The sequence below is a fragment of the Aequorivita iocasae genome, assembly GCF_016757735.1.
GTDB lineage: Bacteria > Bacteroidota > Bacteroidia > Flavobacteriales > Flavobacteriaceae > Aequorivita > Aequorivita iocasae.
On sequence record NZ_CP068439.1, the window covers coordinates 3,139,721 to 3,151,605 of the forward strand.

An 11,885-nucleotide genomic window follows, 5' to 3' on the forward strand; every position below is an offset into this window, starting at 1 on the left:
ATTAAAATGTTAAAAGCAGCATCTTTAATCTATGCAATATTTATTGCTCTACTGATTGGAATTTTATGCTATTCTATCGTGTTGATGTTTTCAGTACAATTGAATATTGATAACCATTTTGATACAAAACAGGACCTACTAAACAATAATAGGTCCGCCGTGGAGTATTTTAAGGCCCATTATCAGGAGATGGACGCGAAGACAAGTGTTACTATATTTCCGCAGGCTAACAATATAGAGACAAGTTTTGAGATCAGTCCATGGGGATTGTTTAAAAAGGTTAAGATATCCAGTTTTATCAAGAAAGATTCGATAAGCCAAATATTTCTAACTGGTGAACGACATATTAGCTCTTCACCGGCAATTTACTTAAGGGATAATGATACCGAACTTAAAATTTCAGGGAAAACAGAAATCCAGGGTGATCTCTACATCTCGGATTATGGTCTAAAAAAAACTACAATTACGGGCAACAGCGGATTTTATGAACCCATTTTCCACGGCAATATATTCAAATCAGAAAAGGTGCTACCCCCAGTAGCTAAATATGAAATTAAGCAGCCGGAATATTCTGAGCTTTTACTGCTGGAGGATATACATGAAAGTTTCGTAATAAATGCTTTCGACAAAAAAACGAAGATTATTGAAGCTAATGGAATTTTAGAAAACATCGAATTAAAAGGAAATATAATCCTTCGCTCACAAGATACTCTCACCATAATGCCATCGGCACATATGGAAGACATTATAATAGAAGCACCCAAAGTTATTTTCACTGCCGGTACCCAAGGAAGTGCACAAGTTTTTTCTACCCACGAAATCCTTGTTGGGGAAAACGTAAAACTATTCTATCCCTCAATACTAGTGGTAAATTCGAATGATTTTCCAACTGGACGAAAAAACGTAACCATTGGTAAAAATTCAATCGTGGAGGGCGCTATATTACTGTATGGAGATGGAATAGTAGATGAGGAAAAAAACAAAATTATATTGGAAATTGATTCTATGGTTACGGGTGATATTTACTGCGATGGGATGTGCTCCATATATGGAAAAATACGTGGAAGCGTTTTTACTTCCTCTTTTTTACATAAAACTGAAATAACCGAATATAAAAATCTAATCTTTAACGGTACAGTCCTTAGCACTGAGGTGCCTGATTTTTTTTTCCAAGTACCCTTAATGGATCGTTTTAAAAGCATGGAACCGTTAATAATAAAAAAAGTATGACCATCTCTTCTAGAATAAAGGGAGCTTCATTGATCGAAACGGTTATTGCTATTACAATAATAACCATATGTTCACTTGTTGCAACCTTGCTATATTCGAAGATTGTCCAACAAGCTCCTCCCCTCCAAAAATATGAAAGTTCGTCGGAGATAAACAAGTTGATGGAGGCTAAAAATTATAAACCCTTTAAAAAGGAATATGAAGGGTATAGTATTGAAGGTAGAATACCACAAAAATTTAAGGATGAGGATCGACTAGGTTATTTTGAATTTGTCATTACCAGTGAAAAGGACACTTTCATTGTTCCTGTATTAAACTTCAGAGCTATTGATGAACATTAGAGCTTTTACAATTTTGGAAATGATTATAAATCTTGCCTTGATGAGTATTATTGTGAGCATGGTATATGTAGTGTATGGCTATATTTCAAAGAATGCTTCGGATTACTCCTTGATGACAGCCGAAAATTTAGAACTCAAAAGTTTCAGCACGAGACTGAAAGAGGATATGTTTAAAGCGGATCGAATTTCGACAACCAACTCCCGAGAATTTAGGATGACTTTTTACGACAACTCTTTTGTAGAATATGTCCACCAACAATCACATTTGATTCGCATGGCTGGAATCACAAGGGATTCCATTAAAGTTTCATCAATCTCCATTAATTATTTGGACACAATTCCTGGGCAAGGCGAAATGTTGATCAAAAATATGCTCATAAATGCTGACCTCTACGGTAGCACTGCTCCTATCTATATTTATAAAGACTATTATTCCAACTATTTAAACCGATCAGATGGGAATTGAAATAGGCAAGATACAGGCAAGAAAGGCCTATACAAAAGAGAGGGAAGTAAATGCTTCGCGGAAGCTAAAATCTTTTTTTGGTTCAAAAAAACTAAATTCAAAAAAGAAAGGGTTTATCTATAAGGACATGGCCACATTACTTACGGCAGGTATAGATTTCAAAACAACCCTTACCATCATTAGGGACCAACAAAAAAATGAACACGCCTCCGAAATAATAAATCAGTTGTTAACCAATGTGGTTAAAGGAAAAGCATTCTATGAGGCAATGGAAATTTCAGGAGAATTTACGCCGTATGAAGTTTATAGCGTCAAAATTGGGGAAGAAACACGCCGGCTGGATACCATACTATTGGAACTGCAAAAATATTTCGATAGAAAGCTAAAATTGAAAAAACAAATTATTTCCATCCTTACATACCCTGCCTTTATTCTGGTTTTGACATTGGCAACCCTCTATTTCATGTTAACATACGTGGTTCCCCTTTTCGAATCAGTTTTCAATCAGTTTAATAGGGAATTACCGACACTTACACGATACGTCATAATACTATCGGAACACTTCAACCTGATTACGCTATTTGTAGTTGGGATCATGGTTATTACTGTATTCATTTATAAGAAGGTGAAGAAACAAGAGGCATTTCAAAAGGCGTTTACCTCAATGATATTGAAAGTTCCCTTTTTCGGTAAGCTAATCAGGGAAATCTATATAACCCGTTTCTGTCAATCGATGGCCTTGCTTTTGGTATCGAAGACATCCTTGGTAGAGTCCATTGGGTTGGTTAGAAAGATGATTGCTTTTTATCCCATAGAGGCTGCACTGATTGTAATGGAAAAAGATATTTCAAAAGGGATCGGCCTTGGAGATTCGCTCTCAAAATTCAAAATTTTTGATGCCAATATTATTTCAATGGTACGGGTCGCTGAACAAGTGAACCAATTGGATGCCATGTTTTTAACCCTTGCCAACCATTATGATGCCGAAGTAGAGCACAAAACCAAGGTTATGGGAACCATAATAGAACCCATGCTTATTTTGTTTATCGGAAGCATTGTGGGATTAATAATGATCTCAATGTATGCTCCAATGTTTGACCTCAGCGAGGTGATTGGAGGCAGTTAATATAATATCGAATTAATAAAAAAAATCAGAAAGAATATCGTTATGCCAGCACAAAATTTAAAACTTGAAAAGAGATCCAAAAAAAAATTCTACGTTCCCGGATATTCAATGACCGAGATTCTGATCGTCTTATGTATTATCGGCATCCTAATTTTGATGGTCCTACCCAATCAAACCTCCGTCATAAGTCAAGCCAAGGCCATTGAGGCACAGACCATGTTAAATCATCTATACGCATTGGAGAAGAGTCATTTTTATAGGTTTTCCCGATATACTTCCGATTTTGACGAATTGGGATTTGAGCCGTCACTCGGTATTGATAAAGGCGGACAGGCCGTTTACTTCATTGAGGTTATTGAGGCCGGAACAAATAATTTTAAAGCCCGGGCCACAGCGCTTTCGGATTTTGATGGGGATGGATCCTTCAATGTATGGGAAATAGATGAGAACAAACTTCTTAAGGAAATAACCAAGGATTGATCGAATCAACTCCACATATCGTCTTATGCATTTTGCTTATTGCAATAGCCTACCAGGATTTTAAATTCAGGGCAATACATTTTTTCTTGGTTTTGGGGTTATTTATCTGCGCTTTGTTCATTTTATGGTTCTATCTAAATAGCTTTGAGGAATTTTTGTATACCGCTTTATTTATCGGGGTGGTTTTGTTTTTACTCTGGATCTATATCCGTATAAAATACAACCATGTGGAAAAATCCTTCGTAAACAGTATCGGTCTTGGCGATATATTATTCTTCTTTGCCGTCGCACCATTATTTTCTTTAAAGAACTATATGCTCTTTTTTATAAGTGGAATGGTGATTTCGTTAATTTTTTACATACTTTTCAAAAACAAAATGAAAACTTTATTGATACCATTGGCGGGTATTTTGTCGTGTTATCTTTTTTTATTGATAATAATTTCCTTTGTTTTTGATCTTGATTTATTTTATCAACCTATTTCAATAATTGCTTTTGGAAACGAACACTATTAATTTAACGACAGAAAGTCAACAGTTGGTTCCAGCAGATGTTGCCTTTCATTATGGCGTTATACCAAAAAACATTCAGGATAACAAATTGACCCTTTACATAAAGGAGAGTTTAATTGGCACTACGCCAATAGAAGAGATGGAACTTTTACTCGGGTTTGATGTATTATTGGAACCTTGTGAAGATCCACAAATTGATAAAGCACTGTCCCAATATTATCGCTCAGAGGGCACGAGGAGGAGTGGATCTGAATTTATATTGGGAAATGATTTTTTGGAGAATTTGATATGGGATGCCAAATCTACCTTAAGTAGTGATATCCATTTTGAGATCTTTAAGGATGCCGCCCGGATAAGATTTAGAATAGACGGGAAATTGATAGAAAGATATAAGGTGAAATTAGAGGATTATCCTGAACTGATAAATAAAATTAAGATCAAGGCAAATCTTAACATTACGGAAAAAAGATTGCCCCAGGACGGCAGAATAAATTACAGCGACTTTGATATACGGGTATCGATACTACCGACGTTGCACGGGGAAAAGATTGTCATGCGGATTTTAGGGAAAGATACTTCAAATCTTTCCATTGAAATGCTCGGCATGAATGAAGAGGAAAAAGCCAAATACCTGAACGCGGTTAATGCCACCAAAGGGATAATACTTATCAGTGGCCCCACCGGGTCGGGAAAGACCACTACATTATATGCCACATTAAAATTGTTAAATAAGATTACCACCAATATTCTAACGATTGAAGATCCTATAGAATATACCATGGAAGGTATAAACCAAGTACAGTTAAAGGAAGATATAGGGTTAACATTTGCGAGTGCCCTAAAAACCTTTTTGAGACAGGATCCCGACATTATAATGTTGGGGGAAATAAGGGATGAACAAACTGCACAAATGGCAATACGTGCTAGCTTAACGGGCCATCTGGTGCTTTCCACCATTCACACAAATTCAGCAGTGGGTACTCTTTCGAGATTGATGGATATGGGAATTCCCCCATTTTTAATTGCTGAAACCTTAAGAATATCTGTGGCTCAGCGCCTTGTTCGCAAGCTTTGCAATAACTGTAAGGAAAAGAAAATTAATGACGGATTCGGACCTGAACATATTTCCCATCTAAAGGAGCATTTTACAGCAAAGGGATGCAATGAATGTTACCAAACGGGATATCGAGGGAGGATCGCCATATATGAACTGATACCGGTTGATCCGAAAATAATGGGTTTAATAAAAAAGGGCAATATAAATATGGGTGAAAATTTAGATTATAAGAAATTATCAAAAAAAGCACTTGAACTTGTAGAATCAGGGGTAACGACCTTGGAAGAAGTTTATCCAATATTAATTGAAGATACAATTCAGGCATGAGAAAAATTTTATTATTTATTTGTATTTCATTTTCCTTTACGGTGTTGGCGCAAACTAGTGACATCCAAACCATAGAAGCAAAATTTAATGAAATAGCTAAGACGCGCAAAGGATTGAGCGAGAAAATAAGAATCGATATTTCTGGATTGTCTTTATATGATTTCATAACGTCCATAGCCGAGGAACACCAATTGAATGTAAGCGTGGATAACAATTTAAATCAAATTGTAAATAGCAATTTCTTTGATGTGGAAGTCAGGGATGTATTTCTATTTCTAATCCAAAAATACGAGTTGGAGGTTTCCTTTTTGAACAGTATTATTGCGTTCAACAAAAAAGAGCCAATAGTCATAATAGCCCCGCCTAAACCGATTCCCCCAATAGATATAGAATATAATAAACAAAACAACTTTCTTTCGGTAAAGCTCAAAAATGATTCATTACCTCGGGTAGCGCAAAAAATCACGGAAGTGTCCAACAAGAATGTGGTCCTTTCACCTGATATAAAGACTATGAATGTCTCTGCCTATATTTTGAATCGACCTTTTGACCAAGTAATGGAAATGTTGGCAAAGTCCAACAAACTATCCATGACGATTGATGATAACGGATTTTATTTTCTTGAAAAAGATGTTTCTGAAAATGCTAATGAACCTAAAAATAACAGGAACAGCAAAAATAATATATCCCGAATGAGTCAGAGCTCCGGTGACTTGACGGTGAATTTAAATGCGAACGGGTATCTTTCCGTAAAGGCAAATCAATCGGATTTAAACAGTATTATAATCCAAGCTGCGGCGCTTTTGGATATCAGTTATTTTTTGTATAACCCAATAGGCGATGAGACAACAACATTGATCGCCAATGAAATTACTTTTGATGATTTATTGGAGCATATATTCAAGGGCAAAAAATACACTTTTAAAAAGACGGATGATCTTTACTTAATCGGCGAACAGAATACAGAGGGGCTTCGAGTTACCGAACTCGTCCAGTTGGAAAACCGGACAATAGAGTTGGTGCTACCTACCCTTCCCAAAACCTTATTGGAAAATGTGGAAGTAAGAGAGGTAATCGAACTTAACGGGATAATAATCGCAGGATCCAAACCCAAGATTCTGGAAATAAAAGAATATTTGCGGGAAATAGATAAAATTGTTCCCTTGGTGCAAATTGAAGTTTTGATCGTACAATATCAAAAATCCCATGACGTACAGACAGGACTAAAGGCCATTTTGGGAGATGAAGGTCGGGACATTAAGACCGAGGGGGTTATTTTCCCCAACGCTGACGTAACTTTGAATTCCAGTTCTATAAACAACCTTATAGATAGTTTCAATGGTTTTGGAATATTTAATTTAGGAAAGGTAACCGAAAGGTTTTATGCGAATTTGTCAGCCTTGGAAAGCAATTCGATCATAGATCTGCAATCAACACCAAAGATAGCTACCCTTAGTGGCCACGAAGCCAGTGTTTCCATTGGAGAGACAAATTATTATTTTGAACAGACAAATAGGTTAATAAATTCCGGCATTAACGAAAATATATTACAATCGGGCGTCTGGAAACCAACCGAAGCCAATTTAAGTGTTTTTATCAAGCCTTATGTCAGTAAGGACGAACAGGTAACTCTAACCATCAGTGTCGAGAAAAGTGCTTTTCTGGGGAGGGCCGGTGAAGATGCGCCTCCAGATAAGGCAACACAACGATTTGAATCCTTGGTACGCGTTAAAAATAATGAGATGATTCTTTTGGGCGGGCTCGATGAGTTGGATCGGCAAAACTCGGGGTCCGGAACACCACTATTATCTAGGATTCCTATAATAAAATGGCTTTTTAGCAGCAAAAGAAAATCGAGATCAAAATCAAAACTACATGTTTTCATCAAACCTACAATAGTATATTAGATGGTACGCGAACTGGTATATAAATATTTTGTCAAGGAGTTTTACTCCCTGGAGATAAATTTTGGTGACCGGGAAGCGGAATATCGGATATTATATCTCAAAAGGCAAGCTTCCAAGCTCAATATCATAGAGCAAACTATTGAGAACGAGGAAGGGGTTTTTAAAAAGCTAAAAAAGGACCTACCACTGATTTTGGCATTTTCAGGTAAAAGGATCATAAATAAAGTAGTTCCAAATGAAACCAATTATCTTCAAAAGATCCTTTTCAACAAGGATCCCGACTCATATTATATACAGGAATATACCAAGAAAGGAAATATGCTCCTGTCGGTGGCTAGAAAAAAAGATATTGATGAATATTTGGATAAATTTAAAAATCATAACTTTAATATTTTGGACTTCTCCCTTGGACCATTTGTCCTGGAAAGTTTAACCCACTTATTCAGTGAAACTAAGATTTTTAGCACAGAGGATTTTAAATATGATCCCTTAAAAAGTGAATTAATTACCGAAGCCGATCCCCTCGTAGAGAATGAAAACCATAATATTGGGGGTGACACAATTTTAAACACACACATTTTAGCGTTTGCAACATTCCTGTGTTATGTTCATCCCGAAGGCTTTTCTAAAAATTTTCAAGATTATATCGATAAACAATCCGAATCCTATTCATATCGAATCGCATTCGGGGTCACCGCCAAATCAGTAATAGTTCTTTTCCTTATCTTGTTGTCCATAAGTTATGCCGTCAGATCACACTACATCGGCAAGAGTACGGAAATTCAACAGGAGTCACTTATGAACAGTCAAGTCCTCAATGAAATCGCTACCCTTACCAAAGATAGGGATTACAAAAAAAATATTATATCCAACTCCAGTTTGGGAAGCACCGACTTTTTGAGTTTTTATATTTCCCAAATAACACTTGATCTTCCAGAGGACATATTATTGAAAAGATTGGAAGTTTTCCCTTCCAAAACTTCCAGTAACCCTAATGAAAAAATTCAAATAAAACCCAATACTATAATCATTGATGGTATTACACCCTCAAATTTAAGCGTAAATGAATGGGTCAATCTACTGGATGAATATAAATGGATACAAAAAGTTGAGCTTTTGTCATATTCCCTCGAAAAGGAAGAATATGTATTTAAATTGAATATAACCCTATAATATGTTTAGAAACCTAAGCTATAAAAGAAAATTTCATCTGTTGCTACTGTTTATAGTGGTTTTAGGCTTTACGGCATATAAACGTTCTTTTAAGGGAACCCTAGAGGCCATAAATTTTTATCGGGAGTCAATGGACAAAATAGACGCCCGTTCGTCCGCTACCTTAGAATTATCCGATCTAAAAACGGAAATTCGGGTTCTTGATGATATGATTGGAAAAAAAGCAAAAAATCCCACCCTGGTCCAGAATGAAATCTTGGGTTTCTTAAGTCAACGAGATGAAGATATTACCCTTGCCAAAATCGAAAATCTACATATCTCAGATGATAGTTATTTTCGAATATACTCTAACATAATTACCCTTAAGGGCAAATTCAATCCATTGATAAAAACCATATATGAATTTGAGAGCAATTTTGAATATGCTAGGATCGCAAGTATGACCTTTAGGGTTGAGCGGAACAATAAGACTTCTAAAATAGAATTATACAATGACATTATATTCCAAAATTATGAAAAAAAATAGCAGTATAATAGGGGCCGTTTTCGCTCTCTTTTTATTATTTTCCTGTGATGACATATTGGAAAAGGATATTTCGGACATGCAACTAACCGTTATAAGTCCCAATGAAGGTGATACTATTGCCGGGAATACCGTACAATTTTTATGGAATACGATCGAAGGTGCAAATAACTACACCATTCAGATCTACAATAATAATTTATTGGTGATGGACACGTTAATAAGCGCTCCACCATATATTGATGTTCTTGCCAGCGATTCATATCAATGGCGGATAAAAGGCGAAAATGAGGCCTATGAAACCCAATATAATTTCCCTATAAATTTTGAGGTGATTTCCTCAACGGATCTCACCAATCAAGCAGTAATTCTCAACAGCCCATCCGACAATGTTTACACGAATGAATCCTCGATAATATTCTCTTGGAGTTCAGTACCGTCCGCGGATTCTTATACTTTTGAACTATTGCGGAAATCATCTTCTGGAACCGTAACCGTAGATTTACAAGAAGGGCTCTTCACAACGACCGTTACATTGGACGAGAATGTGCTTGACCGCGATTCGGAGTATATTTGGCGCGTAAAGGCCGTAAATGAAACCAGCCAAACTATTTTTTTTTCCAGAACATTTTTTATCGATACTGTTCCCCCTCCCGTCCCCTCCCTTATCTCGCCCAAATTTGAGGAAGAATTTGATCTGACGGAGATAATAACCTTTTCTTGGGATTTTGGAAATGATCCTGGTATTATAGATTCAGCTATCAATAGCGTTTATGAAATTGCGACGAATTCGACCTTTTCGAATGTTATAGAGAGCGGCGTTTCCTTTCCTACGACTATTACCTATACATTTAATGAAAGTGGAACCTATTACTGGAGAGTTAGAGGTGAGGACGCTGCAGGTAATGTGGGTTCATTTAACTCAAACGGAAAATTGATTGTAAATGAATAAACAGTTACTCAATAAAATTTTGATTTTTTTCCTGATATTGATATGGTCGATCCTAGGATATAAACTCATTTCAAATTTTGTTGGGAAGGAAAAAGTAGTTGGCAAAACCATAAAATTAGCCAACTATGGTTCAGAAAAGCATGAAGAAAAAAAGAAGATTTTTGTATTTACTGAAATTGTGCGTGATCCTTTCTTGGGGAATATTATAGTTACGGACAATAAAAAACAGCCTTTGGTGATAAACAAAGAAAAATCTCCAAAACAAATAAATATTTGGCCTTCAATACAGTATTTTGGATTCGTCAGAGGAGAAATGAGCGACAATCCCTTGGCGCTGTTAAAGATTAATAACCAACTTGAACGTATTCGCCAAGGCAGCAGAATCGACGGACTGTATATTAAGGACATTTACAGCGATTCAATTCAGCTAGTTTTTGGGAAAGAAAAAAAAATATTCGTCAAAGAATAAGTTTAACCCCTTCAAATGCAATAAGTTAAAAGTGAAAAGATATTTTAAGTTAAAATTTTATTAAAAATATTTTTGAATTGTTAAATTAATTTTTTAATTTAGTCACTCCCCCAGTTAATTAGAAAATAATCAATTATAAATTTTATATAAAAAATTCCGAAGAAAACAACGTTTGTTGTCAATCTGTTGGATTCCATAAAATAAAGTAAATAATAATATTAACTAACTAACCAATACTCTTGACATTCAAACCATCAATGTTAGGAATAGCCAATTCGGTTATTCTTACTGCCATCGTCATTTTTTTATTTTTTGCTTTTCTCCATAAAAAAGAACCCCAAATTGTTTATGTAGACAATGTTAAGGTGTTCTCAACCTTTAATATGTCCAGGGATCTGAATAGAATTCATCAAGGAGATCTTAAAAAACAAAAGACCACCGTTGATAGCTTAATTGGAATTCTACAGAAGACCAATGCTCCATCCGAAAACCCTGAACTCCAGCAACTTTTTATCTACGAAAACAATCGCCTAAAAGAAATGGGCGACTACTTTTCCAATGAAGTGAGTCAGCAAGTATGGAGCCGCATAAATAGTTACATGGATAATTTTGGAAAAGAGAATGACTATCACATAATTCTTGGCACCCAAGGCAATGGCAATATTATGTATGCGAAAAAAGAAATAGACATCACCGAGGAATTCATAGAATATGCAAATAAAAAATATGAAGGGGAATAGAATCATACTGATCATATTTGCGCTTTCATTCCTAATGGCTTGCGAATCTGGTAATGGAAGTTCCACCACGGCATTTTCCCAAAAGCTGTTTGAATATGAAAATCAAGGATGGAAATCACAGCGCATAACACAGTTTGCCGATGGCATTCATTATAGGGCAACAGAAGTTCCCAACGAATACTATCTATTAAAGAGTGAGGGTAAAAATAATCTACACTTACTCGATTCCCTCTCCCGTAATTTTGAGCGTGAAAGAATTATCGAATTCGAATTTGAAGAAATCAATGAAGAGGATCTTTTAAAGGAGGAATTTACCCGAATGAATTACGATGAATCCGTCACCTATATGGCTTCGAGAATTCAAGGGGATTTTATCGCTGTCACTTCTGGAAATGATACAATTGCCTGTTCCGGCGTCCAATTTGAACGCCACTTTAAGGTAAGCCCCTTCAAGAGAATACTCATATATTTCAATAATATAGATCCTTCAGAAAATTTACAGCTTATATACAGGGACCGACTATTTGACAACGGTATCTTCAAATTTAAATTTAATGAACTGCCATTTAAGACATAAACCTA

Annotated in this window: 14 protein-coding genes; all 14 read left to right on the forward strand. The window is 35.9% G+C overall.

Annotated features, from left to right (window positions below):
• Positions 1-6 precede the first annotated feature (6 nt).
• The 14 genes from JK629_RS14430 (at position 7) to JK629_RS14495 (ending at position 11,880) form a co-directional block, all read left to right on the forward strand.
• A complete protein-coding gene (locus JK629_RS14430) occupies positions 7-1,230 on the forward strand; it encodes a hypothetical protein (RefSeq protein WP_202336305.1) in 1,224 nt (407 codons plus the stop codon).
• The gene (locus JK629_RS14435; protein ID WP_202336306.1) at positions 1,227-1,571 is read left to right on the forward strand and encodes a hypothetical protein; all 345 of its coding nucleotides are present in this window, start codon (positions 1,227-1,229) and stop codon (positions 1,569-1,571) included. The genes JK629_RS14430 and JK629_RS14435 overlap by 4 nt, the downstream gene beginning before the upstream one ends.
• A complete protein-coding gene (locus JK629_RS14440) occupies positions 1,558-2,037 on the forward strand; it encodes a PulJ/GspJ family protein (protein WP_202336307.1) in 480 nt (159 codons plus the stop codon). The genes JK629_RS14435 and JK629_RS14440 overlap by 14 nt, the downstream gene beginning before the upstream one ends.
• A complete protein-coding gene (locus tag JK629_RS14445) occupies positions 2,027-3,163 on the forward strand; it encodes a type II secretion system F family protein (protein WP_202336308.1) in 1,137 nt (378 codons plus the stop codon). Before JK629_RS14440 ends, JK629_RS14445 begins: the two co-directional genes overlap by 11 nt.
• Before the next feature lie 42 nt (positions 3,164-3,205).
• The gene (locus tag JK629_RS14450) at positions 3,206-3,643 is read left to right on the forward strand and encodes a type IV pilin protein (RefSeq protein ID WP_202336309.1); all 438 of its coding nucleotides are present in this window, start codon (positions 3,206-3,208) and stop codon (positions 3,641-3,643) included.
• Entirely contained in the window at positions 3,640-4,158 is a 519-nt protein-coding gene (locus tag JK629_RS14455; RefSeq protein WP_202336310.1) for a prepilin peptidase, read from the forward strand. The genes JK629_RS14450 and JK629_RS14455 overlap by 4 nt, the downstream gene beginning before the upstream one ends.
• Positions 4,139-5,539, forward strand: coding sequence for a GspE/PulE family protein (locus JK629_RS14460; RefSeq protein WP_202336311.1), 1,401 nt, complete (start codon positions 4,139-4,141; stop codon positions 5,537-5,539). The genes JK629_RS14455 and JK629_RS14460 overlap by 20 nt, the downstream gene beginning before the upstream one ends.
• Positions 5,536-7,446 carry a type II secretion system protein GspD gene (locus tag JK629_RS14465; protein WP_202336312.1) on the forward strand — a complete coding sequence of 637 codons (1,911 nt, stop codon included), beginning with the start codon at positions 5,536-5,538 and terminating at the stop codon, positions 7,444-7,446. The genes JK629_RS14460 and JK629_RS14465 overlap by 4 nt, the downstream gene beginning before the upstream one ends.
• Entirely contained in the window at positions 7,447-8,619 is a 1,173-nt protein-coding gene (locus tag JK629_RS14470; protein WP_202336313.1) for a PilN domain-containing protein, read from the forward strand.
• Between the two features lies 1 nt (position 8,620).
• Entirely contained in the window at positions 8,621-9,145 is a 525-nt protein-coding gene (locus JK629_RS14475) for a hypothetical protein (protein WP_202336314.1), read from the forward strand.
• A complete protein-coding gene (locus JK629_RS14480; RefSeq protein WP_202336315.1) occupies positions 9,132-10,094 on the forward strand; it encodes a phage tail protein in 963 nt (320 codons plus the stop codon). The genes JK629_RS14475 and JK629_RS14480 overlap by 14 nt, the downstream gene beginning before the upstream one ends.
• A complete protein-coding gene (locus JK629_RS14485) occupies positions 10,087-10,563 on the forward strand; it encodes a hypothetical protein (protein WP_202336316.1) in 477 nt (158 codons plus the stop codon). The genes JK629_RS14480 and JK629_RS14485 overlap by 8 nt, the downstream gene beginning before the upstream one ends.
• 383 nt (positions 10,564-10,946) lie before the next feature.
• Positions 10,947-11,303 carry an OmpH family outer membrane protein gene (locus JK629_RS14490; protein ID WP_202336317.1) on the forward strand — a complete coding sequence of 119 codons (357 nt, stop codon included), beginning with the start codon at positions 10,947-10,949 and terminating at the stop codon, positions 11,301-11,303.
• A complete protein-coding gene (locus JK629_RS14495) occupies positions 11,290-11,880 on the forward strand; it encodes a hypothetical protein (protein WP_202336318.1) in 591 nt (196 codons plus the stop codon). Before JK629_RS14490 ends, JK629_RS14495 begins: the two co-directional genes overlap by 14 nt.
• The last annotated feature ends 5 nt before the right edge of the window (positions 11,881-11,885 follow it).